The sequence below is a fragment of the Pseudarthrobacter sp. NPDC058329 genome (genome assembly GCF_042879835.1).
Classification (GTDB): Bacteria; Actinomycetota; Actinomycetes; order Actinomycetales; family Micrococcaceae; genus Arthrobacter.
In genome coordinates this window covers 23643-49534 of the sequence record NZ_JBHVZR010000013.1, presented here as the reverse complement: position 1 = coordinate 49534, position 25892 = coordinate 23643, and the positions used below count along the sequence as shown (strand labels likewise).

Below are 25892 nucleotides of genomic sequence, written 5' to 3'. Positions count from 1 at the left end.
CCGGGACACCCGGGTCCGCTCAGGCGCGGAAGAGCCGCCTCACCACTTGCCCGGCGGCGAGTGCGTCGAGGCCTTCGTTGATCTCCTCCAGCGGCCGGGTGTCGGTGTGCAGCAGCTCAACGGGAAGCCTGCCCTCGCGCCAGTACCCCAGGTACAAAGGGATGTCGCGGCGCGGAACGGCGTCACCCATATAGGAGCCGAGCAGCCGTTTGCCCGCTCCCGCGAACTGAAGTGCCGGCACTGTCAGTTCCGCGGTGGGGTGCGGCAGCCCCACCGAGACCACTGCGCCGCCGCGGGTCACGTGCTCAAGGCACGATGCAATGACCCGGGCCGAACCCACAGCTTCGATGGCGGTGTCCACGCCGTCTCCGGCGGCCTCTGCGATCAGGCGGGAAGCCTCGTCCGGGGTGCCCACCGCGGTTGCCCCGCACTTCAGGGCGAACCCGTGCTTGCCCGCGTTGGGGTCGATGGCGATGACGGAGGAAGCACCGGCGAGCGCTGCAGCCATCACGGCCGAAAGCCCCACGGCGCCGAGTCCGAAAACAGCCACGGACTGGCCGGGCTGGACAGCGGCCGTGTTCAGGACGGCTCCCATCCCGGTGAGCACGGCGCAACCGAACATCGCCGCCACAGTGTCCGGGACGTCGTCGTCAATAACCACCACTGACTCCCGGGCCACCACGGCGTAGTCGGCGAACGCCGACACCCCGAGATGATGGTTGATCCTTTCCCCCGCAGGCGTCCGCAGCAGTGCCTCTCCGTGCAGGAGGTCCCCGGACCCGTTGACCTCCGCGGCCCGGTGGCAGAGTGCGGGGCGGCCCGCCCGGCACGCGCGGCATTCGCCACAGCTGGGGACAAAGACCAGGACCACATGGTCTCCGACGGAAACGTCCGTGACGCCCTCCCCCACGGCGGCAACCCGGCCCACAGCCTCGTGCCCCAGCGCCATGGGAAGCGGCCTGACGCGGGAGCCGTCCACCACGGACAGGTCCGAGTGGCACAGGCTCGAGTACGTGATGGTCACGCCCAACTCGCCGGCGCGCGGTTCCGGGCGGTGAAGCTCTTCGACCCGAAGGGGTTGCGCTTCGGTGTACGTGGTTCCGGACGGGACCGTGGAGTAGAGGACGGCTGCTTTCATGGGGAATCCTGACTTCGTTCGAAGGGTGCTGACGCCCAACTGCCCGGGCCTGCGTGGTAGCGGGTCCGGGCAGTTGGTGTGCTGTGTTTGCTTGGTACTGGCAGGGCCTATTTCTTGCCGGCAGCCAGCAGGTCGGCGGTGCCCTGGGCGTCGGCGGCGTCCACGTCGTGGAGCGAGATGCCGCGGGTCTCCTTGAGGAAGAACACGGAGATCGCGGTCACGATGCAGGCTGCCAGCAGGTACAGGGCCACCGGGGTGGAGGAGTTGAAGGTTCCCAGCAGTGACGTGGCGATGATCGGGGCCAGCGAACCGGCGACGATGGAGGTCACCTGGTAGCCGAGGGAAACGCCCGAGTACCGCATCCGGGTGGGGAACATTTCGGCCATGATGGACGGCTGCCCGGCGTACATCAGCGCGTGGAACAGCAGGCCGATGGTGATGGCGGCCAGGATGATGAAGTCATTGCCGGTGTCCATCATGGGGAAGGCGAAGAAGCCCCAGGTGCCGCCCAGGATGGCACCCGCCATGTAGACCGGCCGCCGGCCGTACGCGTCCGACATCTTGCCGACGAGCGGAACGGCGCAGAAGTGGATGAAGTGCGCCACGAGCAGGAGCAGGAGGATGCGGGAAGTGTCGGTCTGGACGACGACCTTCAGGTACGTGATGGAGAACGTCACCACGAGGTAGTACAGGATGTTCTCGGCAAAGCGCAGGCCCATGGCGGTAAAGACACCGCGCGGGTAGCGGCGGAAGACTTCGGCCACACCGTAGCCCTTCTTCTCCACCGTGACTTCCTTGCGTGCTTCGATGAAGATCGGCGCATCCTGGACCTTGGTGCGGATGTAGTAGCCAACGATCACGATCACTGCGGAGAGCCAGAAGGCGACGCGCCAGCCCCAGCTAAGGAACGCTTCCGGGGAAAGCGTGGCGGAGAGGGTGAACAGGACGCCGGTGGCCAGGAGGTTGCCCATGGGCACGGCGGACTGCGGCCAGCTGGACCAGAACCCGCGGGACTTGCTGGGGCTGTGCTCGGCCACCAGCAGCACGGCGCCGCCCCATTCACCGCCGACGGCGAAGCCCTGGATGAAGCGCAGGAACACCAGGAGGGCCGGGGCCCAGTAGCCGATCTGGGCGAAGGTGGGCAGGCAGCCCATGAGGAAGGTGGCGACGCCCACCAGGACGATGCTCAGCTGCAGAAGCTGCTTGCGGCCGAACTTGTCACCGAAGTGGCCAAAGACGATGCCGCCGATCGGGCGGGCAACGAAACCTACGGCATACGTAACGAAGGCCGCGATGATGCCATCGAGTTCGGTACCTGAATTGGGGAAGAACATCTTGCCAAACACCAGGGTGGCGGCGGAGGCATAAAGGAAAAACTCATACCACTCAACTACGGTGCCGGCCATGGAGGCCGTGACGACTTTCCTCAGGCCTGTGGCCTTGACGTCGGTTTCCTCTGGCCGCCGTGCGGCGGAGCGTTCCGTACTCATTAGTGAACTCCTTCGGCGTCGTCTTCGACACCACTGGGACAGGCTATGGCGGGTACATGTGTTTTTGGTCACGAACCGCCGGGTCCCATCGAGTATGGTCGCCCCGAACGCCCAGCTCAACGCCGAATCATGCAGAGCGCATCTGCGTTATTGCACATTCAGGGGCGTCGGGGGCGTGATGTCAGGCCGAAAGGTGCTCCCGCAGCTGGTTCCCCAGCTGGCCGATCTCGGTAAGGAAACCGTCGTGCCCGATGGGCGCCTCGATGAGGTGGACGTCCACCTCTCCGGGGAGTGCCTGGGCCAGCTCCCGCGACTGGGACGGGAAGTAGAGCCGGTCCGAGTCCACGGCGGCAACAAAAAAGCGCGCACTGGAACTGGACAAGGTCTGGACGAGGGAGCCGCGTCCGCGGCAGACGTCGTGGCTCATGAGCGCCTCAGTGATGGCGATATAGCTGTTGGCGTCAAACCGCTGGACCAGCTTGGTGCCCTGGTGGTCCAGGTAGCTTTCCACCTGGTAGCGCCCCCTGGCTGCGAGCTGCTCGCCCTGAAGCGGTGATTCGGGGGCCTGCGGTGAGCGGCCAAAGCGTCCGTCCAGCTCCACCGGGGAGCGGTACGTGATGTGGGCGATGCGCCGGGCCAGGGCCAGGCCCTCCTCGGGGGCGGTTCCGTTGTAGTAGTCGCCGCCGTTGAAGTTGGCATCCTGTCGGATGGCGAGCGTCTGCGCCTGGGCGAAGGCGATCTGCTCTGCGGTGCTCGCGGCACCCACGGAAATCACCGCGCAGCGCTGCACCCGTTCCGGGAACGTCACCGCCCATTCCAGGGCACGGGCACCGCCCATGGAACCGCCCAGCACGGCGAACCAGCTATCGATGCCCAATTGGTCGGCCAGCCGGGCCTCGGCCGCGGTGCTGTCCCGCAGGGTGACCAGCGGAAAACGCGAGCCCCATGGATGACCGTCCGGCGCGGGCGATGACGGCCCGGTGGACCCATAACAGCCGCCCACGATGTTGATGGACACCACAAAGAAACGGTTGGTATCCACGGGCGCACCCGGCCCCGCGAGTTGTTCCCACCAGCCTGGCTCCTCGGTGTCGCCCCGGGTCACGTGGGTGCTGCCGGTCAACGCATGTTCAATCAGGACGGCGTTGCTGCCGTCCTCGTTCAGGGTGCCCCAGGTTTCATAGGCGAGGGTGACGTCCGGCAGGTATCCGCCAGCCTCCAGCTGCAGGCCTCCGATGGAGGCATAGCGGACAATCCCGTGTTCGGGGACAGTTGTACGGGTGACGGTAACCGTCATGGCAAGACCTCTTCTACGCGCTTGCCCGCCGTCGTATGACCGGCAGGCCAGGTCTTCACCCGGGGCACCCCGCCGCGGAAGGAGGGTTGCCGGCCAGCAAGCCGGGGCTGTCACTGGCACTCATGACCTGCTTCGAGTGTACGAAACAGCCCCTGCCTGCTGCCAAGAGTGTGACTGGTTGTGACTTTCCCGGCTTGCCGCCGCGTTGGGCACCCTCGTGGTGGGCTAGGCTCCGGTGGCCCCCTTGGCGGCCCGGAAGCCTGCCTCGAGGTCCGCCAGGATGTCGTCGATGTGCTCGATCCCCACCGAAATCCGCACCAGACCCGGGTTCACGCCGGCAACCACCTGCTGCTCCGGTGAGAGCTGGCTGTGGGTGGTCGACGCCGGATGGATCACCAGCGAACGGACGTCACCGATGTTTGCCACATGGGAGTGCAGCTCCAAGGCGTCCACGAAGCGCTTGCCTGCCTCCGCACCTCCGGCGAGGTTGAACGACACGATGGCGCCGGTACCTTTGGGGCCGTATTTGCGGCCCCGCTCGTACCAGGGGCTGGAGGGCAGCCCGGCGTAGGCGACCGATTCGACGTCGTCACGCGCTTCCAGCCACTGCGCCACGTCCAGGGCGTTGGCCACGTGCCGCTCCACCCGCAGGCTCAGCGTCTCCAGCCCCTGGGCGATGAGGAAGGCGTTGAAGGGCGATACTGCCGAGCCAAGGTCGCGCAGCAGCTGAACCCTGGCTTTGAGGATGTACGACAGGTTGGCGCCCAAGGCACCGTCGGCGCCCAGGTCGCGGGCGTACACCAGCCCGTTGTAGGTGGGGTCCGGGGTGTTGAAGCCGGGGAATTTGGCAGGGTCCTTGCCGAAGTCGAAGTTTCCGGAGTCCACGATCACACCGGCGATCGCCGAGCCGTGGCCGCCCAAGTACTTGGTGGCCGAGTGCACCACGATGTCCGCGCCCCATTCCAGCGGCCGGATCAAGTACGGGGTGGACAGGGTGTTGTCCACAATGAGGGGCACTCCGGCGTCATGCGCAACCCCGGACACGCCTTCGATGTCCAGGACGTCCTGCCGCGGGTTGGACACCACCTCGCCGAAGAAGAGCTTGGTGTTGGGCTGCACTGCGTTACGCCACTGGTCCAGGTTGTCCGGGTCCGCCACGAACGTGACTGAAATGCCGAACTTCTTCAGGGTGTGGGCGAGGAGGTTGTAGGTGCCCCCATAGAGGCTGGGGCTGGCGACGATGTGGTCCCCCGCCTCGGCAACGTTCAGGATGGCGAAAGTCTCCGCCGCCTGCCCGGAGCTGAGCAGCAGCGCTCCCAGGCCGCCCTCCAGGCTGGCGATCCGTTGCTCCACCGCCTCCTGCGTGGGGTTGCCGATCCTGGTGTAAATGGGCGCCAGTTCGGCCAGGGCAAAGCGGTTGGCGGCGCTCTCAGCCGTGGGGAACACGAAGGACGTGGTCTGGTAGATAGGAAGTGCACGGGCACCGGTGGCGCCGTCCGGCTCCTGCCCGGCGTGGATCTGGCGTGTTTCGAAAGACCAACCGTTGGACAACTAAGGCTCCTTTGACATGGCCCGGCATGCTGGAAGCACCGCGGGCCGCGCTTGCCATCCGGCCGTTGCCGGACAGCCAGGTCCTCACCCGGGGCACCCCACCGCGGATGGAGGGTTGCCGGCCAGCGAGCCGGGGCTTGGCGCTGGCACTCATGACCTGAGCTCAGTGTAGGAACGAGCACACAACACCCGACAGGATTATGACGAACATAGTCCTCAGGATTTCCCGGGGGCAGGTGGGTTCATGAAGGGTTTCCACGGCAAAATCCCAGTAAGGGTACCCTTAGCTGAGAGCCCGATCACAAAGTGCCAAGATGTTGCCATGCGCATGGATCACGTCTCTTACGCCTGTGAACACGATGGCCTGGCTGCCACCACCGAACGTATCTCCTCTGCCCTCGGCGTTGAGGCAGTCAAGGGCGGGGTACACCCGCGGTTCGGAACCCGGAATATGATCATCCCGCTCGCGGGGCACAAGTACCTCGAAGTGGTGGAGGTCCTGGACCACCCCGCTTCGGACAAGGCTCCCTTCGGGCAGGCAGTGCGTGCGCGGTCTGCTGCCGGCGGCGGCTGGATGGGCTGGTGCGTCGAAGTGGACGACCTGGCCCCCTTTGAGGAACGTCTGGGACGCTCCGCAGTCAACGGCAACCGCAAGTTTCCGGACGGCCGCGAACTGGTCTGGAAACAGATCGGCATCCTGGGCTTGATTGCCGACCCCCAGGTTCCCTACATGCTCAAGTGGGACGGCGATCCTTCCCTGCACCCCTCCAACGCCTACGACAGCAACGTGAAGATGAGCTGCCTGACCATCGCCGGTTCGGCAGCCCGGGTCACCGAATGGCTGGGTGAGCCGGTGGAAAAGCCGTTGGAAGACGTCGCCGTGGAGTGGGTGGCACCGCACGGTACCCCCGGCATCCTGTCGGTGACGTTCGAGACCTCCAACGGAGCTGTCACGATCTGATCCTTCCTGGAGTCCGGGCAGTCCTGCCCGGCCCCCGACTGTTGGGCAGGTGCTCTTCTTTGCCCTCCTGAGCTTCGGCCGCCATCAGCAGGTGACAACGGCGTCACCTGCCGATGGCGGCCGAATTTTTTTGTGAGCCCGGATTGCATCCCCGCCGGAATGTCTGACCCCCTTGTCATGATGGGTTCATGGGCACAGCGGCGGTGGCAAAGGCGTATGACGACATCAACGCCGCCCTTGCTGTGCTAAATGCTGAGGTGGACGGGTGTGGTTCTGAGCCGTTCTCGGAGGCTGATCCGCTGGCCGGGCTGGCGGATGGGTGCCTGGACATCCTTGCCGGGGCGCGTGTGGCCGAGGCCGGGTTCGCGGGTCTGAAGGCCCGGGCTGCGGTGAAGTACACGGACACCGCCGATGCTGTGGCACCGCCGGACGCGCCGGTGCAGGCGCAGGAGATGGCTATCGCCGCGGAAATCGGCGCCCTGCTGGCCCTCGGCCCCCGCGCGGCGGGTTCGTTCCTGGCCGCATCCCATGCCCTGGCCAGGGAGTTGCCGCTGACCCTGTCGGCGTTGCAGGCCGGAACCATCTCCTGGCAGCACGCCCTCGTCATGGTGGATGAAACGGCGGGCCTTGACCGGGCCGGGGCAGCGGCGCTGGAGGCCCAGTTCCTGGGCCCGGACACCCCGCGGCCGGCCACGGCTGCCCGGATCGGGGAGATCCCGGCCTACCGCTTCCGCCACAAAGCGCGGACCTGGCGGGAACGCCACCACGCCGAATCCATCGAGAAGCGCCACGCCAAGGGCGTCGCGGACCGGCGGGTGGAATACCGGCCGGACCAGGACGGGATGGCCTGGCTCTCCGCCCGCCTGCCCGCCCACCAGGCGGTGGCGGGCTGGAACCGGCTCACCGCCCTGGCCCGCGGGATGCAGGGCCCGGAGGAAACCCGCACCCTCACCCAACTGAAGGCCGATACTTTCGCCGCAGCGGTTCTCGGCAGCGGCACCAGCAGCGGCAGTGGCACCACCGGCTCTGGCCTCGGTGATTCTGCGGCTGCGGGAACCGATGCGGGCCCGTCCTCGGGGATCCGGGCGCAGGTCCTGGTCACCGTTCCCGTGTTCTCCCTGCTGGGCCTCACCGGCGAACCCGCAATGCTGGACGGATACGGCCCCATCCCGGCCTCCATGGCACGAAAACTCCTCGCGGACGGGGCCAGCTCGTTCCACCGGGTCCTCGTGGACCCGCGCGACGGCGCGCCGCTGGAGATCGGCCGGACCAGCTACCGCCTGACCAAAGCCATGAAGAAAGCACTTCAACTCCGGGACGGCAAATGCACCTTCCCCGGCTGCAACAACCCCTCCTTGGACAACGAGGCCGACCACCTCACCGCCTGGCACCACGGCGGAACCACCGGCATCAGCAACCTCGCTCAACTCTGCCCTAAACACCACCGCCTCAAACACAACAGCGGCTGGACCCCCACACCAACTACCCAGAACGCGCCACCCGGCTGGACCTCACCCACCGGACGCCACTACAAACCCGAACACCACGACTGGGAACCACCCCACTGGCCCCACCAACCGCAGTCCGCCATCGGTGATCCGCCGGACTTCATCTACATCGGGCTCTCCCCTGGAGAAGAAGGACTGGAACAGTTCCTACATGCCCACGGTTAAACGGTTGAGCATGTCGAAACCCCACAAACTCAACCACCGGGTTCCAGCATGGGTTTCGACGGGCTCACCACTGGCCCGGCTCGACCACCGGGGTCGGCTAGCCCAGTCCTACCGCCTTGCCAAACAGGCTGAATCCGACGAACGCCACGATGTCCAGGAGGGCGTGCGCGATTACCAGGGGCATCACCCGGCGCGTGCGCGTGTACAGCCAGGCGAAGACGACGCCCATGACCACATTGCCGATAAAGGGCCCGAAGCCCTGGTACAGGTGGTACGTGCCGCGGAGCAGCGAACTCACCAGGATGGACAGCGGCACGCTCCAGCCGAACTTTCCGAAGCGGTTCAACAGGTATCCCACCACGATGACTTCCTCCACCACGGCATGGCGCACCGCGGACAGGATCAGCACCGGAACTGTCCACCAGTAAGCGTCGAGTGCACTGGGAATGATGGCGGTGGTGATGCCGAGGGCCCGGCCCGCGGCGTAGAGCCCCAGGGATGGGATCCCGATCAGCGCCGCCAGCCCGAGTCCCTGGAGCAGGTCCCGGCCCGGGCGCTCAAAGTTGAATCCGAGCTTTCGGAAAGCTGAACCCGAAGTGCTGCCGTCGCCGGAGGCCGACTGCCTGTGGTCGGTGAGGAAGTAGATCACCAGCAGCACGGGCACCAGCGCAAAGATGATGTCCAGCAGTTGGTAGGTCAGGTCAAAGTACTCACGGGTGCTCTGCGAGCGGTTGAGTGTTGAAGTGCCCTCCGCCAGCGGGGCCCGGGTCATCTTGTCCAGGAGCTGCACCACTGAGTACACGGCGGACTGGCCCAGGGAGAGACCCAGGACGATCCAGACTTCTATCCGCAGGCGGCGGCGGGAGGGAACCAGCATGTACCCATCTTGCCTGCAGTTTCTGGATCCGGGCTGATGGGCCTGCCGAAGTGCCGGCGCACCGCTATTGGGTGTCGGACCAGCCGCCGGCCACAATCACTTCCGTGCCGTTCGCCTCGAAGGCCGCCTTGTCCCTGGCCGAGATTCCTGAATCCGTAATCAGGCGGGTGAAGTTGTAGCCGTCCATGGTGGCAAAGGCGCGTACCCCTACCTTGGAGGAGTCAGCCAGCACATAGGAAACCCGCGCCCTGCTGGCCAGCAGGGCGTTTACCGAAGCCTCCCCCTCCCCCGTGTTGGTTGGCCCCACCTCTGGGTCGATGCCGTTGACGCCGATGAAGGCGATATCCAGCACCACCTTCTGCATGATGATGTCCGTGTAGGGTCCCACGAGTTCGTAGGACCGCGGATTGAGGATTCCGCCGGTGACCATGACCTTGATGTTTGGCCGGACAGCCAGCTGCCCGGCGATGTTGATCGCGTTGGTCACCACCGTGAGGGTGGGCTGGTTGGACGGCGCGTTAAGGTCCTCGCGGGTGGCCAGGATCTGGGCCAGCGCAGTACTGGTGGTGCCGCCGCAAAGTCCGATCACCGCTCCGGGAGCAATCAGCGCAGAGGCCGCCTGGGCGATCTGCTCCTTGGCCTCAGCATGGTCGTCCCGGTTGTACCGGCCGGGCAGGTCGTACGCGAGCGCACCGGTGGTGGCGCCGCCCCGGGTCCTGGTCAGCAGCCGGCGCTTTGCCAGGCTGTCCAGGTCGCGCCGGGCCGTGGCCGGCGAAACGTTGAGGGTGCTGACAATCTCTTCGACCTCTACCTGACCGGTTCTGGCAAGGATGTCGAGGATGGCTGTCAGGCGATCGGTGCGGGTCATGCGAGGGCCTCCGGCTACGTCCGCCACCGGCTTGATGACGTTTTTTGATCATAACAGAGGACTAACGATCATCTAACGTCAGATTTCCGGTTCTGACTATCTGGCCCGGGTCCCTGCCCGCCATACAGCGTACGTCAGGGGCATACCCGGCCGGTACGCAAGGTGCGTCGCGGACGGGGCGTTGAGCAGGTGGAGGTCCGCACGGTGTCCGACGGCGATGGAACCCACGGCGCGTTCGCCGTCGGCGTCGTTTCCTGAGTCCTTATGCAGCGCAAGGGCGCCGCCGTAGGTCGCTGCCCGGACAGCTTCGTGGACACTGAGGCCCATTTGCAGCACGGCGGTAGTCACACAAAACGCCATGGAGCTGGTGTAGGACGTACCCGGATTGCAGTTGGAGGCCAGTGCCACCTGGACGCCGGCGTCAAGCAACGCCCGTCCCGGCGCAAGCGGCTGGCGGGTTGAGAGGTCGCAGGCAGGCAGGCACGTCGCCACCGTGCCACGCCGCCCGGCTCCGGCCGCGGAGTCCCAGGCGGTCCAGGTTTCGGCGAGCGCGTCCACATCCTTGTCCGCGAGGTAGTTCACATGGTCAACGCTGGCGGCTTCGAGTTCCGCCGCGAGCTGCACCCCGGGCCCTTCGCCCAACTGGTTGCCGTGGACGCGCAGCCCCAAGCCCGCTTCACGGCAGGCCAGCAGCACCCGGCGGGCCTGTTCAGCCGTGAAAGCTCCTTCCTCGCAAAAGACGTCGGCCCACTGCACGTAGGGCCGAACGGCAGCCAGCATCGGACCGCAGACGAGATCGGTGTAATCGTCCGGGTCCTGCCCGGCCGGCACCAAATGCGCTCCGAGGTAGGTGACCTGGTCCGCCAAGGTGGAGGCGATCCGCGCGCTCCGGGTCTCGTGTTCAGCGTCCAGGCCGTAGCCGGTTTTCGTTTCGATGTACGTGGTTCCCTGCGAAACGGCCTCGTCAACGCGGGACAGCGCCAGGCGGGTGAGGTCGAAATCCGACGTCCTCCGGGTGGCATCCATGGTGACGGCAATGCCCCCTGCGGAGTAGGAGTCCCCCGCCATCCGCGCCTCGAACTCCGCGGTCCGGTCGCCGGCGAAGAGCAGGTGCGTATGGGAGTCCACCCAGCCGGGGAGCATGGCGCGGCCACCCGCGTCGACGGCGTCATCCGCTGCAGGAGCATTGGCCGCTGCGCCGATCCACGAGATGCGCTCCCCCTCGATCACCACCGCAGCGTCCCGCAGCACCCGGTGCGCCAGGTCCTGCGTCATCAGCTCGGCGATATTGGTGATCAGCGTACTCATACACCTATTCTTCAGCGCCGTACTGACCAGCGGGTTGCCGCCAGCGCCTGTGCTGTCCGGGATGCCGGACCGTTGGCCGCGATAGCCGCGCTAACGGATTCTTGGCCGGCGAGGATTTGCGCGGCCGCCAGTTCCGCCATTGCGGTCGACGTCTGGAAGCCATAGCCGCCCTGGCCGGCGAGCCAGTAGAAGCCGGGGGCTTCGGCGTCGAATCCGGCCACCGGGACGCCGTCGGCCGCTTCGGTCCGCAGGCCCGTCCACGCCTGGCGGACTCCCGAAATGCCCAGCGTTGTCACCTTGTTCAACGTGGCCACCAGCCGCTCCACGTCGCCCGGCCGGGGCCGCGCGTCCTCGGGTCCGCTGGCCACGTGTTCCGATGGCGAGATCAGCACGTCCCCGCCGTCGCGGCGGAAGTAGAACGTGTTGTCCGCGGCCGCCACCATGGGACTGTGCTCCGGCAGGGGATGTTCGACGTCGGCAATCGCCGCGGTGCGCCGGTACGGCTGCAGCCCGAGCTTCTCCACCCCGCTGATGACGGCGAGTTCGTCCGCCCAGGCACCGGCGGCGTTGACCATGATGGCCGCCTCGAAGGCCTCCATGCCGGCGCCGACCTCCCAGCCGGAGCCGACGCGCTGCGCGGAATGGACCCGCGCGCCGGTGATGACGTCCACACCGGCGGCGAGTGCGCGCTGCCGGTGGTCCGCCAGTAGCAGGGGCGCGTTGCAGCCAAAGGAGCCGTTATCCAGGCCAGCGGCCGTGAACGAACCCGGGACCAGTGCCGGGCAGAGTTCCAGCGCCTCGGCGTGGGTGATGGGCTGCATGGAGCCGCTGGCTTCCGCGGCCACCGCCTCCTCGCTGCCGATCAGCATAAAGCTCCGCGTTGTGAGCACCGGTTCGGGCAGCTCAGCATCGCGGGCCGCGATCAGCTCGAGGGTCCGGACCGTGAGTTCCTGGACCACGCGCGGGCCGAAGCTGGGGATGAGCTGGCGGGCGGAGCGGGAGGACGTGTGGTACGCCAGCTCCTGCTCCGCCTCCACCAGTGCCACGCTGCAGTTGCCGGCCAAGGCCGAGGCCAGGGAAAGCCCGGCGATGCCGCCGCCAACAATCAGGACATCGTAATGTGCTGCCATGGCACCATCCTTGCAGAGTCAGGCTCGGACTGTGGCTGCCGTCACGCGGCCACCTCGGCACGGCTGGCGACGAAGGCACGCACGCACGTTTCGACGTCGTCCGCTGAGTGCGCCGCCGAAAGCTGGACGCGGATCCTGGCCGCCCCGCGCGGCACCACCGGGAAACTGAAAGCGGTAACGAAGACGCCGTGCTGCAGCATCCGGTCCGCCACCTTGGCGGCGAGGACGGCGTCGCCGAACATCACGGGAACAATGGCATGCTCACCGGGCAGGAGGTCGAAGGCTTCCTCGGTCATCCGGCGGCGGAACAGCGCCGCGTTGTCGAAGAGCGTGCGCCGCAGGTCCGCCGAGTTCTCCACCAGGTCCAGGGCCTTGATGGTGGCGGCGACGATGGCCGGGGCCAGCGAGTTCGAGAATAGGTACGGGCGGGCCTTCTGGCGGAGCATGGCCACCACTTCCGCGCGGCCGGAGACGTACCCTCCTGATGCCCCGCCGAGCGCCTTGCCGAAGGTGCCGGTGTAAATGTCCACCCGGTGCGATACCCCTGCGTGTTCAGGTGTGCCGGCCCCGGTTGCGCCCATAAAACCGACGGCGTGGGAATCGTCCACCATCACCAGGGCATCATGCTCTTCGGCGAGGTCGCAGATGGCTTCCAGCGGGGCCAGGTACCCGTCCATCGAGAAGACGCCGTCGGTGACGATGATCTTGCGGCGCGCGTCCTTCGCTTCCACCAACTTGGCCTCCAGGTCCGCCATGTCCTGGTTGGCGTACCGGTACCGCTGGGCCTTGCACAGCCGGATGCCGTCGATGATGGAGGCGTGGTTCAGGGCGTCGGAGATGATGGCGTCATCCGGGCCGAAAAGGGACTCGAAAACCCCACCGTTGGCGTCGAAGCAGCTGCTGAACAGGATGGTGTCCTCGGTGCCGAGGAACCGGGAGACCCGGGCTTCGAGCTCCAGGTGCAGGTCCTGGGTGCCGCAGATGAACCGCACGCTGGCCATGCCGAAGCCGCGCTCGTCCATGGCCGCCTTGGCTGCCCTGATGATGTCCGGGTGGTCCGCCAGGCCAAGGTAGTTGTTGGCGCAGAAGTTCAGCACGTCGGCGCCCTGCCGGCCGATGATGCCCGCGTTGATGTGGCTTGACTGGGGCGAGTTGATGCTGCGTTCGGTCTTGAACAGGCCTGCGGCGCGGATGTCCTCCAGCTCGGTGCCCAGCTGGTCCTTGATTGAGGTGTACATGGTGTTCCTTAGGGTTGGGTCCAGTCGAGGACAACTTTTCCGCCTGCGCCGCTGCGGGCGAGCTCGAAGCCCTTCTCCCACTGCGTGGCAGGGAGCGTGTCGGTGACGACCGCGGAAATGCCCGCGTGCAACACAGGGTTGGAGGACAGCATGGCGCTCATGGCGTACCAGGTCTCGTACATTTCGCGGCCGTAGATGCCTTTGAGCGTGAGCATGTGGGTTACCACCTTGCCCCAGTCAATGGTGATGTCCTGGCTGGGCAGGCCCAGCATGGCGATCCGGCCACCGTGGTTCATGTTGTCAATCATCTCCGGCAGGGCGGTGGGGTGGCCGGACATTTCCATCCCGATGTCGAAGCCTTCACGCATGCCCAGTTCGCGCTGGGCGTCGCGGACCCGGGTGGTGGAGACGTCGATGGCGAGGTCCGCACCGAGCTGCCGCGCCAGGTCCAGCCTGGGCCGGGACACGTCCGTGATGGCGATCTTGCGGGCACCGGCATGGCGTGCCACAGCGATGGCCATCAGCCCAATAGGTCCAGCGCCGGTGATAAGCACGTCCTCGCCCACCAGCGGAAAGCTCAATGCCGTGTGCACCGCGTTGCCGAACGGGTCAAAAATGGCTCCGAGCTCGGGCGTCACCGAGGGATCGTGGTGAACCCACACGTTAGTTTCCGGGATCACCACGTACTCGGCGAACGCACCGTCCCGCTGCACACCTACGCTGACGGTGTGGATGCACATCTGACGGCGGCCGGCGCGGCAGTTCCGGCAGATGCCGCAGACCACGTGGCCCTCACCGGAAACCCGGTCACCCACCTTGACGTCCCGGACGTCCTCGCCGATGTCAACCACTTCGCCGTAGAACTCGTGGCCGGGAATAAGCGGCGCCTGGATGATCCCCTGCGCCCAGGAATCCCAGGACTGGATGTGCAGGTCCGTGCCGCAGATCCCGGTGGTCATGACCCGGATCTTCACATCAGCGGGACCCGCCACGGGTTCGGGACGGTCCACCAGTTCGAAGCCTGCTTGTGGGCCTGGCTTGTACAAAGCCTTCATCGGCTTCCTCACTCTTCGTCTTGCGTCGGCGGCAGGTGCTGCCCTCCTCATTACAGCGAGGAAGAAGCTTTAGCACAACCGCTATTGTCTCAATCGACGATGTAGCAAAACCTAATGCGTAAACTGGAACGCGTGGAGATACACCAGCTCGAAATTCTGCGCGAACTCGGCGCCCTGGGCAGCGTCAAGGCCGTGGCGGACACGCTGATGGTCACGCCGTCCGCTGTGTCCCAGCAACTGGCCCTCCTGCAGCGGACCGTGGAGGTGCCGCTGACGCGCAAGGAGGGCCGGAACCTGGTGCTGACCGAGGCAGGCCAGGTGCTGGCTGACGCCGGGGCCGCCGTCGTGAGCGCCATGGCGGACGCCCGGGGTGCGATCGGAAGCTATCACGGCACGCCGGCCGGCAGGGTCACCTTGTCCGGTTTCCACAGCGTGGGGCAGGCCGTGTTCGCGCCGCTCGCCAGGATCCTGGACGCGCCTGGCCAGCCGCGGATTGAACTTTCGGACGAGGACGTGGCGCAGCAGGACTTTCCGGCCCTCACCGCCCGCTACGACCTGGTGCTGGCCCACAGGATGGACCACAGCCCCCGGTGGCCCGCGGAGCGGGTTACGGTGATTCCGCTGGCGCATGAGCCCCTCGACGTGGCGCTGCCAGTAGGGCACCCGCTGGCCGGGAGGGCGGCCGTAACAGCGGACGACGTCGGCGGGGAGGCCTGGGTGACCAGTCACACCGGCTACTCCCCCGCCGATGTGCTGTCCGCCGTTGCGGCTGTGTCCAGCCGCGAGCTGAACATCGTGCACCGGATCAACGACTACTCCACCGTTGCGGCGCTGGTGGCTGCCGGCGGAGTGGTGGGGCTGCTGCCGAGGTACACCGCTGGGCCGGTGCTCAACCCGGATATCGTGCTGCGGCCCCTGGAGGGAATCAGCACGCGGCGCCGGATTGACCTGCTGGCACGTCCCGAAAACCTGAAGCGCCGCTCGGTCATGATTGTCTCCGAGGCGCTGCAGGGCATCATGGCTGGCTTGGTGGAACAGGGCTGACCCCAGCCGGGCAGCGCCAAGTATCGTTATCACCGCGTGAACTCAAGCACCGAAAACGACACTCGCCGCTACCTACTTTCGGTGGCCCTTGCCATGGCCGCGGCCCAGCCCGAATCCCCGGCCGTCTCCGGCGCCCTCAACGATCCGCTCTGCAGTAGCCTGGTCCTCCTTCTTCACGCCGGAGATCCGGACGATGTCACCCGCGGCGATGTCACCAATGGTGCCCGCCACCGGCTTGAGGCGCTTGCCGCTGCCGGGCGTTGCCGGGGTGCCGTTGCCAGCCGGGGGCACCTGGGTGACTTTGGTGTTGGCATTGACCGTGTAGGTCTGCGAGTAGCCGTCCTCGCTTTTGACGGTGACGGACGTGGCGCTGACTGCGTCCACCGTGCCGCGCTGGCGCAGTTCCGTCGCGAACGTTCCGTCTGCGTTCTGGACCACGATCTCGCTGTGCAGATGCTGCGGGCGCTGGGCCCTGTCCGGTTTGGCCTTGCGGGTTTCCTGGCCAGGGGCCGCCTGCGACTGGGACGGCGAGGGCGACGGCGAGGCCGAATCGCCCGCCGCCCACGCAAACGCCACCCCTGTCCCCGTCAGGGCAAGGGCCACAGCCCCGGCGATCACGGTCTTGCGGAATTTCAACGGTTCCCGGACGGACATGCTTCAGTGTAGAACCGGGACACACTACTGCACACGAGTAGGGGGCGGTATGTGGAATCCGAGTACTTAAACCAAAACTGGGTCGCAATAGATGCCGTTATGAGCGCTCAAAACGGCATTAAATGCGACCCAGTTGGGATGAGGAAACTAAACGGTGACGCCCAGTTTCTCAAGGATCAGCTCGCGGACCCGGGCGGCGTCGGCCTGGCCGCGGGTGGCCTTCATGACCCCGCCCACGATGGCGCCGATGGCCTGGACCTTGCCGCCGCGGATCTTCTCGGCAACGTCAGGCTGGGCTGCCAGCGCGGCGTCGATCGCTTCCAGCAGCGGCCCGTCATCGGAGACCACGGCCAGGCCGCGCTTCTCCACGATTTCAGCCGGGGTTCCGTCGCCGGCGAGCACGCCGTCCAGGACCTCGGAGGCCATTTTGTTGTTGATCTTGCCTGCTTCCACCATGCGGGCAAGTTCCACGATGGTGGCCGGCTCAACGCCCAGCTGGCCGGGGTCGACGTCGGCGTTCTTGGCGCGGCCCACGATCTCGCCCATCCACCACTTGCGGGCCACGGAAGCGGACGCACCGGCGGCAATGGTTTCCTCGATCTCGTCCATAACGCCGGCGTTCACCACGTCGCGGAATTCGAGGTCGGAGTAGCCCCAGTCGGCCTGCAGTCGTTTGCGGCGGGCGGCCGGCGGCTCGGGCAGGGTGGCCCGGAGTTCCTCAACCCACTCGCGGGAGGGAACCACGGGAACCAGGTCCGGCTCCGGGAAGTAGCGGTAATCGTCGGCGTCGGACTTGGCCCGGCCTGAGGTGGTGGTGCGCGTGTCCTCGTGCCAGTGCCGGGTTTCCTGGATGACGGGCTCGCCGGCATCAAGGACGGCAGCGTGGCGCTGGATCTCGTAGCGGACGGCGTGTTCGACGGCGCGCAGCGAGTTCACGTTCTTGGTTTCGGACCGGATGCCGAACCGCTCGCGGCCATGCGGGCGGAGCGAGACGTTGGCATCGCAGCGCACGTTGCCGCGTTCCATCTTCGCGTCGGACACGCCCAGGTTCTTGACGATCTCCCGCACGGCGGCCACGTAGGCCTTGGCCAGTTCGGGGGCGCGGGAACCGGCGCCCTCGATCGGCTTGGTGACGATTTCCACCAGCGGAACACCCGCGCGGTTGTAGTCCACCAGCGAGAAGTCCGCACCCTGGATGCGCCCGGTGGCGCCGCCCATGTGGGTCAGTTTTCCGGCGTCCTCTTCCATGTGGGCGCGTTCGATTTCCACGCGGAACACGGTGCCGTCGGAGAGCTCAATGTCCAGGTAGCCGTCGTACGCGATCGGTTCGTCGTACTGGGAGGTCTGGAAGTTTTTCGGGGTGTCCGGGTAGAAGTAGTTCTTCCGGGCGAACCGGCAGGACTCGGCGATCTTGCAGTTGAGCGCGAGGCCGATCTTGATGGAGGACTCGATGGCGGCCTTGTTCACCACGGGCAGGACGCCGGGCATGCCGAGGTCCACCTCGTTGACGTTCGTGTTGGGCTCGTCACCGAAGACGTTCGGGGCCGAGGAGAACATCTTGGTCTTGGTGTTGAGCTCCACGTGGACCTCGAACCCCAGGACGGGATCGTACTTCTCCATGGCCTCTTCGAAGCTCAGGACTGCGTCAGTGTTCATTTATTTTGCCTCCTTGGCTTCGACAAGCTCGCCCAGCCCCGGCGCCTGGGCCAGCAGCGGACCGCCCCACTTCGCCTCAAGCAGCGATTCCAGCACGGCGCCCACCCGGTACAGGCGTGCGTCTTCCCGGGCGGGGGCCAGCAGCTGGATGCCAACGGGCAGCCCGTCCTCGTCCGCCAGGCCGCCGGGCAGGGAAAGGCCCGGGACGCCGGCCAGGTTGGCCGGGATGGTGGCGACGTCGTTGAGATACATGGCCAGGGGGTCATCAAGCTTCTCGCCGAGGCGGAAAGCGGTGGTGGGGGCGGTGGGCGAAATCAGGACATCGGCCACGGTGAAAGCAGCTTCGAAGTCGCGCTGAACCAGCGTGCGGACCTTCTGCGCCGAGCCGTAGTAGGCGTCGTAGTAGCCCGCGGAGAGCGCGTAGGTGCCCAGGATGATGCGGCGCTTCACTTCGTCGCCGAAGCCTGCGGCGCGGGTGGCGCCCATCACGCGTTCGATGGTCATGGGACCGTCCTCGGGGAGGACGCGCAGGCCATACCGGACGCCGTCGAACTTGGCGAGGTTGGAGGACGCCTCGGAGGGCATGATCAGGTAGTAGGCGCCCAGTGCGTACTGGAAGTTGGGGCAGGACACCTCAACAATTTCGGCGCCGGCCTCCTTCAGGAGCTCCAGGGAGTCGTTGAAGCGGTTTTCGACGCCGGCCTGGTAGCCCTCGCCGTGCAGCTCCTTGATGATGCCGATCCGCATGCCCTCGACGTTGCCCGTCTTCGCGGCAGCCACGAGGTCTGCCAGCGGGTCGGCGAGGGAGGTGGAGTCGCGGGGATCGTGCCCGCCGATGACCTCGTGCAGGAGGGCTGAGTCCAGCACAGTGCGCGATACCGGCCCGATCTGGTCCAGCGAGGACGCCATGGCGATGGCGCCGTAGCGGGACACGCTGCCGTAGGTGGGCTTCACGCCTACGGTGCCGGTGACGGCGCCGGGCTGGCGGATGGACCCGCCGGTGTCGGTGCCGAGGGCAAGGGGCGCCTCGAAGGCGGCGACGGCGGCAGCGGACCCGCCGCCCGAGCCGCCGGGGATCCGGTCCAGGTCCCACGGGTTGCGGGTGGGCCCGTACGCGGAGTGCTCGGTGGAGGAGCCCATGGCGAACTCGTCCAGGTTGGTCTTGCCCAGGATGGGCATCTTCGCCGCGCGCAGGCGCTCGACGACGGTGGCGTCGTAAGGGCTGTGCCAGCCCTCGAGGATCTTGGAGCCGGCAGTGGTGGGCTGGCCCACCGTAACGATGAGGTCCTTCACGGCGATGGGGACGCCGGCGAGGACGTGCAGGGCGTCAGCCCCGGCGCCGCCGGCGGCGCGGATGGCGTCCACCTCGGCGGCGACGGCGAGCGCTTCCTCGGCGTTGACGTGCAGGAAGGCGTTGACTCCGCGTTCGCCGCCGTCAACTGCCGCGATCCGGTCCAGGTATGCCTGGGTCACCTCGACAGAGGTGACCTCGCGGGCAGCCAGCTTTTCCGCCAGCGCGGCGGCGGAGAGACGGATGAGTTCGTTCGTGTCAGTCATGCTTATGCCTCATCCAGGATTGCCGGAACCTTAAAACGGTTTTCGTCGGAGTCCGGTGCGCCGGAGAGCGCCTCTTCCGCGGTGAAGGTGTGTCCCACAACGTCCTCGCGGAACACATTGGTCAGCGGGATGGGGTGGGACGTCGCCGGGACGTCATCACCGGCAGCTTCGCTCACGGACTTGACCGAATCAACGATGACCGCGAGTTCTCCGGCCATCCTGTCCAGCTCTTGGGCACTCATCTCAATGTGAGCGAGCCGCGCGAGGTGCGCGACGTCGTCACGGTTGATCGCAGCCATGGATCTCCCCTGCAAAGTTTGAATTGGTTTTCCGGTCCATTCTAGTGGGGAAACGATGATGCCCGTCTGACATCCCCCAGCGGGCGTCAGACGGGCACCTTCACACCGGGTCCCGGCCACGGGGACCGGACCACGGCAGCAACAGACTAACCGATTCCCACGGCTCCGGTCAGCACACCAATTCCCAGCATGACCAGGGACACTACGGCACTGCGCCACAGGACCTTCTTGTGGTGGTCGCCGAGATCCACCTTGGCCAGGGACACCAGGAGCAGGATGGCCGGCACCAGCGGGCTCTGCATGTGGAACGGCTGGCCGGTGATGGAGGCGCGGGCCATTTCGGCAGCGCTGATTCCGTAGTGGCCGGCAGTCTCGCTCAGGACGGGGAGGACGCCGAAGTAGAAGGCGTCATTGCTCATAAAGAACGTCATCGGGATGCTCAGGACGCCGGTGATGACGGCCATGAACGGGCCCATGCTGGAGGGGATGATCTGTACCAGCCAGGCAGACATCGCTTCCACCATGCCGGTGCCGGTGAGGACGCCGGTCAGGACAGCGGCAGCCATCACCATGCTCACCACGGCAACGATCGACGGCGCGTGGGCCACGATCTGTGCGGCCTGATCCTTGACGTGGGGGAAGTTGACGAGCAGGGCGATGGCGGAGCCCACCATAAACACGTACGGCAGCGGCACGAGGTCTGCGATGAGCATACCCATGACGGCGACGGTGAGGCCGAGGTTGAACCACTGCAGCTTGGGACGGAGGGTCTTGCGGTTGGGGTCCAGCGCGGTGTCAGCCATGGCGGTGTCGTTGTCATCAACAAGGGATTCGGTGCGTTCCAGCACGGAAACAGACGAACCGCCGACGGCGGGGCCTCCCGTTGCGGGAACAGGTGAGCTACCGCGGCTTGACCCGCTGCGGAACGTGCCGTTACCGCCGGCGGGAGTGCCGCCGTCGAATGCCTCGGCAGTGTCAGGCACGCCCCAGATTTCCGGCTGGGTGGCACGGAGGCGGTTGCGCTCCTGCAGGCCGAGCAGCCAGGCGAAGGCCAGGACGACGGCGATGCCCGCGAGCAGGGACGGCAGCATCGGGACGAAGACTTCGTTGACATCGATGTTGAGGGCGCTGGCGGCGCGGGCGGTGGGACCGCCCCACGGCACGATGTTCATGGTGCCGTTGGCCAGGCCGGCAACGCAGGTGAGGACTACGGGGCTCATCTTCAGGCGGAGGTAGATCGGCAGCATGGCCGCGGTGGTGAGGATGAAGGTGGTGGAGCCGTCGCCGTCCAGCGAAACTGCGGCGGCCAGGATGGCGGTGCCCAGGACCACCTTGGCGGGGTCGTTGCCCAGCTTGCGCAGGATGAAGCGCACCAGAGGGTCAAAAAGCCCCACGTCGATCATCAGTCCGAAGTAGATAATGGCGAACATCAGCAGGGCTGCGGTGGACGTCATGGCCTTCATGGAGTCCATAACCATGTCGCCGATGCCAAGGCCGGCACCTGCAAAAAGGCCAAAAACTGTAGGGACGATGATCAACGCCAGCACTGGCGTCAACTTCTTCGTCATGATCAGCACCATGAATACCGCGATCATTGCGAATCCAAGTATTACCAGCACGGCCGGCTCCTTCTTTGTGAACAGCGGCACAGCGGTGTGACGCGTGCTACAGACTGTAGGGTGGTGGCCGTCACGGCCGTGCCTTTGGCTCAATTGATTGGCATACTGCTTATTGCGAGCATTTTGCTCATTCTGCTCACAGCTCCCCGTGAGCTGCCGCCAGTCATCAGGATCAAGGAGGATCATGCCGCGTTCCAGTCCGCGTGCGCCGCTGCGGTTCTCCACCCAGACGCTCCTGCTGCAACTCGGAGTGGTACTTCTGGTGGTTCTGCTCAGCGCGGCCGTCCACGCCTGGCTGACCTATGACAGGGTGGGCCGTGAGGCGGAGAACCAGGCGTTGACCCTCGCCCGGACGGTGGCCTCAGACCCCTCAGTGCGCGCGGACGTCCTGGACATCAGCCAGCAGGCCGGCACTCCCCCGGCCGCCGAACTTGCTGCCGGGCCCCTGATGGCATCGGCCGAGGCCGCCAGGACCCGAACGGGCGCCCTCTTTGTGGTGATCACCGATGAAACAGGACTTCGGCTGGCGCATCCTGATCCGCAGCGGCTCGGGGAAAGGGTGAGCACCGACCCGTCCGAGGCCCTGTCCGGCCGCGAGGTCACCACCCGGAACACGGGAACGCTCGGCCCGTCCGCCGGCGCAAAGGTCCCCGTGTACGCGCCGGGCGGCTCGACGGTGGTGGGTGAGGTCAGCGTGGGCTACTCCATGGAAACCGTGGGCCAGACCGTGGCACGCGACATCGGTCCCGTTGCCCTGACGGCCATGGGTGCGCTGCTCGCCGGCGTCCTGGGGTCCTTCCTGCTGCGCCGCCGCCTACAGCGCCTCACCCTGGGCCTGGAACCGGAGGAAATCAGCACCCTGGTCCACGACCAAGTGGCAGTCCTGCAGGGCGTTGACGACGGCGTGATCGGCGTTTCCGCCGACGGCCGGATCACGGTCTTTAACGCCGCAGCGCAGCGGCTGCTGGAGTTGGCCGGCCTGGCCGGAACCCGGTGGGAGGACGCTCCGGTGCCGGATCAGCTGAAGGCCCTGACCCGGCCGGGGTCCGGTGCCACTAAAGCGGTGGAGCTGGTGGCCGGCGGCCGGGTACTGGTAGCCAATGCGCGCAAGGCCCTCCACCGGAGTGAGGACCTGGGCTGGGTGGTGATGCTCCGCGACCGCACCGAACTGCAGCAGCTCACCCGCCAACTGGACGCCGTGGGCACCATGTCCACCGCGTTGCGGGCCCAGCGCCACGAGTTCGCCAACCAGCTGCACACCATCGCCGGATTTATGAGCATCGGGCAGCACCAGCAGGCCCGCGAGTACCTGGCCCGGCTGGCCGCCACGGGACCGTTGAAGTTTCCGGTGGACCAGGCCGAGCTGCTCCAGGACCCGTATCTCCAGGCGTTTGTGGGGGCCAAGGGCGTGGAGGCCGACGAGCGGGGCGTCGCCCTGCGCGTCGGCCCGGAAACCCTGGTCCGCGGGCAGGTGACTGACGCCCAGGACGTCACCACGGTGCTGGGCAACCTGATCGACAACGCAGTCAATGCCGCGGTGGCAGGGTCAGCGGCCGAGCGCTGGGTTGAGGTGGAAGTGATGGATGAACCGCACGACGACGGCGGCACGCTGCACGTGGTGGTCGCCGACTCAGGTGACGGGCTGGCGGAGGGGACGGACGCCGAGGCGGTTTTCGCCGAAGGCTTCACCACCGCTTCAGGTCCCGTCCGGGCAGGTGGCGGCCAGGGCTTCGGGCTGGCGCTGGCGCGGCAACTGGCCCGGCGCCGCGGCGGGGACGTTAGGCTGCTGGATCCGGGTAGCCGCGGCGGACCCGGCGCGGTCTTTATGGCCACACTTCCCGGCACCACCATGGGAATCAGGAATCCGGGGCACCCGGAAAAAGGCCACACGGATGCAGCGCTGAAGGATGTAGCCGGGAAGGAAAAGGATGCCTGAGGACTTTCGGGTGCTGATTGTGGATGACGACTTCCACGTGGCGAAGCTGCACGCCGCCTATGTGGATTCGGTGGCGGGGTTCCTGGCGCTGGCGCCGGTGGGAACGGCGTCGCTCGCGCTGCAGGCCATCCACAGCCTTCGGCCGGACCTGGTGTTGCTGGACGTCTACCTGCCGGACGCCTCCGGCCTTGACCTGCTGCAGCAACTGGATGTGGATACCGTGATCCTCAGTGCCGCCTCCGAGGCCGCCTCCATCCGCGTGGCTTTTCGCCGGGGCGCGCTGGGCTACCTGCTGAAGCCGTTTACGGCTGAGTCGTTGTCGCAGCAGTTGCGGTCCTACGCCAGGTACCGGCGCCTGCTGAACCAGCCGGGTGCGCTGGACCAGGATGCTGTGGAGCGCGCCAAGCGCGCCCTGATCCCCGGCGACGTCACGCCGTCGGCAAAGCCCCGCTCCGCAACGGAAGCAGCGGTGCTGGACTCTCTGGTGCCGGGCGAGCAGTACTCGGCGGCGGAAGTGGCCACCCGGGTGGGTGTTTCCCGCGCCACGGCGCAGCGGTACTTGTCCTCGCTGGCCGACGACGGCGCGGTGGACATCCAGCTGCGCTACGGGACCACCGGCAGGCCGGAGCACCGCTACGGCCTGCCGGGCACCCCCTGAACTAGCGGGCGCTCCTCTGGGCCACGAGCTCGATTTCCACCAGCATTTCCGGATCCAGGAAGGGAAGGACGTGCACCAGTGACAGGGTGGGACGGATTTCCCCGAACACCTCGCCGTGGGCACGGCCCGCATCTTCCCATTTGCTGATGTCCGTCAGGTACAGCTTGGACTGCACTACGTCCTCGAAGCTGAACCCGGCGTCCGCCAACACTTTGCCGAGCTTTTGGAGGATGAACTGCGTCTGGGTGTAGAAGTCCTTCCCTACGATGCCGTCTTCGCCGCTGGCAGCGGTGGCGGAAATGTAGAGGGTGTTGTCCACCTGGACGGCCCGGGAATAGCCAAGGGTTTGTTCCCAGACGGAGCCGGTGCCGAAGGTTTTGCGCATGGTGGGCCTTTCAAAGCTGAAGTGAGTCGGCACCACTTTAGGGCGGCTACAGGTCCAGCCGGTAAACCAGCAGTTTTATGTCAGTTCCGGGCACCAACCAGTCACGCTTGGGAACGCGGTGGAAGCCGGTCCTGCGGTAAAGGGCGTGGGCGCTTTCCCAGGCCTCTCCCGTGGTGAGGGCTACTCCGGTGATGCCGGGCAGTTGCCGGGCGTACTCGATAATGGCCTCCACCATCGCCTTACCTGCCCCGCTGCGCTGGACTGCAGGGTCCACCACCAGCATGCGGAACTCAAGCTCGTCCGGCTGTGCGATATCGGCGTAGGGCTCGCCGGCCACGGCCAGCGTCACCGAACCAATCACCGATCCTGCCCGCTCGGCAACCCAAATGGTCGCCTGCCCGGCACGGAGGGTAACTTCCTGGATCTTGCGCATGTAGGGATGGTCGGCGTCTTCGAAGTAGCCCGCGGCGAGGTACGAATCGCGCGTGATGCGGGCGACGGCGTCGAAGTCTGATGCGACGGCTGGACGGACGATTATCTGCGAATGCACCCATCAATGGTATTGCTACCAGTCAGTAGCAGCGCGCAAAACAGCGCTTTCCGTGACTGAACTATCAGTCCTTGCCCGGCAGCGGTCAGCCGGCGTGCGGGGAGCCGGCAGCCGTTGTGCCGGACCACCGGAGCCGGTATCAGAGGGGGAATTTGCCGGACAGCTCCAGGCTCGCTGCGCAGGTCCAGGCATCCAGCCTTTCGCGGTCAGCCGGGCCGCCGTCGAGCGGGCTGGTCAGCCGGGGCCGGCGGACCCAGCAGCCGGCTTCCTCCGCGATCAGGGCCCCGGCCGAGAAGTCGTGTTCGTTCAGCCCCCGCTCGCCGAAGGCGTCATGCGTGCCGTCCGCCACCAGGCACAGATCCAGCGCAGCCGACCCGAGCCGGCGGACATCCGCGAAATCCTTCAGCAGCCCGGCGAATTGGGCGGCCTGCTCGGAGCGGACCTGCGGATCGTAGCTGAACCCGGTGGCGAGGATCTGCCCCTTGCGCCCCGGGACCGGACCCTCGAGCCGGGTCAGGGTCCCGTTTTCCTCGAGCCACGCGCCCTGGCCGCGGGCAGCGTAGTAGACGCGGCCCAGCGCAGGGGCGTTGACCACGCCGGCCAGCCAGGCGCCGTCGGCATCGGCCACTGCCACCGAGGTGCCGTAGTAGACGATGTTGCGGATGAAGTTGGTGGTGCCATCCAGCGGGTCGATGGACCAGCGGTAACCGGTGGGCTCTGCCGGCCTGGTGGTTCCGTGCTCCTCACCGGTGATGCTGTCCTTGGGCCGGGCTTCCGATATGACGGCCCGGACCGCGTGCTCTGCGGCCACGTCGAACGCGGTGACCCAGTCACCGGCTTCGCCCTTGTTGCTGGGCTGAAGGGCCCCGGCGTTCCGCCCGGCGAGGACCCCGGCTCCAGCGGCGGCCGCCTGTTTGGCCACCTTCAACAGTTCTGTGGAAGACACCT

The 25892-nt window shown here is 66.6% G+C and carries 23 protein-coding genes and 2 riboswitches; of the genes, 5 read left to right on the top strand and 18 right to left on the bottom strand.

Annotated features, from left to right (window positions below; all coding sequences use genetic code 11):
- Positions 1–19: 19 nt before the first annotated feature.
- From ACFVYC_RS15980 to ACFVYC_RS15965, 4 genes are all read right to left on the bottom strand, one after another.
- Positions 20–1138 (bottom strand): alcohol dehydrogenase catalytic domain-containing protein, encoded by a 1119-nt coding sequence (locus ACFVYC_RS15980; protein WP_387552014.1) that lies wholly within the window; start codon positions 1136–1138, stop codon positions 20–22.
- A gap of 107 nt (positions 1139–1245) precedes the next feature.
- Entirely contained in the window at positions 1246–2628 is a 1383-nt protein-coding gene (locus tag ACFVYC_RS15975; RefSeq protein WP_387552011.1) for an MFS transporter, read from the bottom strand.
- A 181-nt stretch (positions 2629–2809) separates the two neighbouring features.
- The gene (locus ACFVYC_RS15970) at positions 2810–3925 is read right to left on the bottom strand and encodes a homoserine O-acetyltransferase (RefSeq protein WP_387552008.1); all 1116 of its coding nucleotides are present in this window, start codon (positions 3923–3925) and stop codon (positions 2810–2812) included.
- 12 nt (positions 3926–3937) lie between these two features.
- Positions 3938–4053: riboswitch (SAM riboswitch) on the bottom strand.
- Between the two features lie 97 nt (positions 4054–4150).
- Positions 4151–5476: a bifunctional o-acetylhomoserine/o-acetylserine sulfhydrylase gene (locus tag ACFVYC_RS15965; protein WP_387552005.1), complete on the bottom strand. Its 1326-nt coding sequence runs from the start codon at positions 5474–5476 to the stop codon at positions 4151–4153.
- Between the two features lie 42 nt (positions 5477–5518).
- A riboswitch (SAM riboswitch) is annotated at positions 5519–5634 on the bottom strand.
- Between the two features lie 164 nt (positions 5635–5798).
- On the opposite strand from ACFVYC_RS15965, the gene ACFVYC_RS15960 reads away from it, so the two are divergent.
- Both ACFVYC_RS15960 and ACFVYC_RS15955 read left to right on the top strand, forming a co-directional pair.
- A complete protein-coding gene (locus ACFVYC_RS15960; RefSeq protein ID WP_104042873.1) occupies positions 5799–6437 on the top strand; it encodes a VOC family protein in 639 nt (212 codons plus the stop codon).
- 188 nt (positions 6438–6625) lie between these two features.
- A complete protein-coding gene (locus tag ACFVYC_RS15955) occupies positions 6626–8110 on the top strand; it encodes a DUF222 domain-containing protein (protein WP_387552001.1) in 1485 nt (494 codons plus the stop codon).
- A 97-nt stretch (positions 8111–8207) separates the two neighbouring features.
- Here ACFVYC_RS15955 and ACFVYC_RS15950 read toward each other — a convergent pair whose 3' ends face one another.
- The 6 genes from ACFVYC_RS15950 to tdh form a co-directional block, all read right to left on the bottom strand.
- On the bottom strand, positions 8208–8987 hold the full coding sequence (locus tag ACFVYC_RS15950; protein WP_387551999.1) for a CPBP family intramembrane glutamic endopeptidase: 780 nt from the start codon (positions 8985–8987) through the stop codon (positions 8208–8210).
- Between the two features lie 64 nt (positions 8988–9051).
- Entirely contained in the window at positions 9052–9855 is an 804-nt protein-coding gene (locus ACFVYC_RS15945) for a DeoR/GlpR family DNA-binding transcription regulator (protein WP_387551996.1), read from the bottom strand.
- A gap of 96 nt (positions 9856–9951) precedes the next feature.
- Positions 9952–11163, bottom strand: a complete 1212-nt coding sequence (gene hutI, locus ACFVYC_RS15940; RefSeq protein WP_387551993.1) for an imidazolonepropionase — start codon at positions 11161–11163, stop codon at positions 9952–9954.
- An 11-nt stretch (positions 11164–11174) separates the two neighbouring features.
- A complete protein-coding gene (locus tag ACFVYC_RS15935) occupies positions 11175–12293 on the bottom strand; it encodes an NAD(P)/FAD-dependent oxidoreductase (protein ID WP_387551990.1) in 1119 nt (372 codons plus the stop codon).
- Between the two features lie 41 nt (positions 12294–12334).
- Positions 12335–13531, bottom strand: a complete 1197-nt coding sequence (locus ACFVYC_RS15930) for a glycine C-acetyltransferase (protein ID WP_387551987.1) — start codon at positions 13529–13531, stop codon at positions 12335–12337.
- An 8-nt stretch (positions 13532–13539) separates the two neighbouring features.
- Positions 13540–14586 (bottom strand): L-threonine 3-dehydrogenase, encoded by a 1047-nt coding sequence (gene tdh / locus ACFVYC_RS15925; protein ID WP_387551984.1) that lies wholly within the window; start codon positions 14584–14586, stop codon positions 13540–13542.
- A 132-nt stretch (positions 14587–14718) separates the two neighbouring features.
- Between tdh and ACFVYC_RS15920 the strand changes: the two genes are divergently transcribed.
- Entirely contained in the window at positions 14719–15630 is a 912-nt protein-coding gene (locus ACFVYC_RS15920; RefSeq protein WP_387552212.1) for a LysR family transcriptional regulator, read from the top strand.
- 72 nt (positions 15631–15702) lie between these two features.
- Here the strand turns inward: ACFVYC_RS15920 and ACFVYC_RS15915 are convergent, their stop codons facing one another.
- The 5 genes from ACFVYC_RS15915 to ACFVYC_RS15895 all read right to left on the bottom strand — a co-directional run bounded on the left by ACFVYC_RS15915 (position 15703) and on the right by ACFVYC_RS15895 (position 21415).
- The gene (locus ACFVYC_RS15915; protein ID WP_387551982.1) at positions 15703–16284 is read right to left on the bottom strand and encodes a hypothetical protein; all 582 of its coding nucleotides are present in this window, start codon (positions 16282–16284) and stop codon (positions 15703–15705) included.
- Positions 16285–16431: 147 nt separating this feature from the next.
- Positions 16432–17940: an Asp-tRNA(Asn)/Glu-tRNA(Gln) amidotransferase subunit GatB gene (gatB, locus tag ACFVYC_RS15910; RefSeq protein WP_387551979.1), complete on the bottom strand. Its 1509-nt coding sequence runs from the start codon at positions 17938–17940 to the stop codon at positions 16432–16434.
- The gene (gene gatA, locus ACFVYC_RS15905) at positions 17941–19497 is read right to left on the bottom strand and encodes an Asp-tRNA(Asn)/Glu-tRNA(Gln) amidotransferase subunit GatA (protein ID WP_387551976.1); all 1557 of its coding nucleotides are present in this window, start codon (positions 19495–19497) and stop codon (positions 17941–17943) included. It lies immediately after the preceding gene.
- Positions 19498–19499: 2 nt separating this feature from the next.
- Complete coding sequence (gatC, locus tag ACFVYC_RS15900; RefSeq protein ID WP_387551974.1) at positions 19500–19796, bottom strand: Asp-tRNA(Asn)/Glu-tRNA(Gln) amidotransferase subunit GatC; 297 nt, start codon at positions 19794–19796, stop codon at positions 19500–19502.
- A gap of 146 nt (positions 19797–19942) precedes the next feature.
- Positions 19943–21415, bottom strand: a complete 1473-nt coding sequence (locus tag ACFVYC_RS15895; protein ID WP_387551972.1) for a CitMHS family transporter — start codon at positions 21413–21415, stop codon at positions 19943–19945.
- Positions 21416–21599: 184 nt separating this feature from the next.
- Here ACFVYC_RS15895 and ACFVYC_RS15890 point away from each other — a divergent pair, with 184 nt between their 5' ends.
- Together ACFVYC_RS15890 and ACFVYC_RS15885 are read left to right on the top strand one after the other, a co-directional pair.
- A complete protein-coding gene (locus tag ACFVYC_RS15890; protein WP_387551970.1) occupies positions 21600–23351 on the top strand; it encodes an ATP-binding protein in 1752 nt (583 codons plus the stop codon).
- Positions 23344–24009: a response regulator gene (locus tag ACFVYC_RS15885; RefSeq protein WP_387551967.1), complete on the top strand. Its 666-nt coding sequence runs from the start codon at positions 23344–23346 to the stop codon at positions 24007–24009. Before ACFVYC_RS15890 ends, ACFVYC_RS15885 begins: the two co-directional genes overlap by 8 nt.
- Before the next feature lies 1 nt (position 24010).
- Here ACFVYC_RS15885 and ACFVYC_RS15880 read toward each other — a convergent pair whose 3' ends face one another.
- The 3 genes from ACFVYC_RS15880 to ACFVYC_RS15870 form a co-directional block, all read right to left on the bottom strand.
- A complete protein-coding gene (locus ACFVYC_RS15880; RefSeq protein WP_387551965.1) occupies positions 24011–24394 on the bottom strand; it encodes a RidA family protein in 384 nt (127 codons plus the stop codon).
- 46 nt (positions 24395–24440) lie between these two features.
- Entirely contained in the window at positions 24441–24944 is a 504-nt protein-coding gene (locus tag ACFVYC_RS15875) for a GNAT family N-acetyltransferase (RefSeq protein WP_387551962.1), read from the bottom strand.
- A 139-nt stretch (positions 24945–25083) separates the two neighbouring features.
- Positions 25084–25890 carry an inositol monophosphatase family protein gene (locus ACFVYC_RS15870; protein ID WP_387551959.1) on the bottom strand — a complete coding sequence of 269 codons (807 nt, stop codon included), beginning with the start codon at positions 25888–25890 and terminating at the stop codon, positions 25084–25086.
- Positions 25891–25892 lie beyond the last annotated feature (2 nt).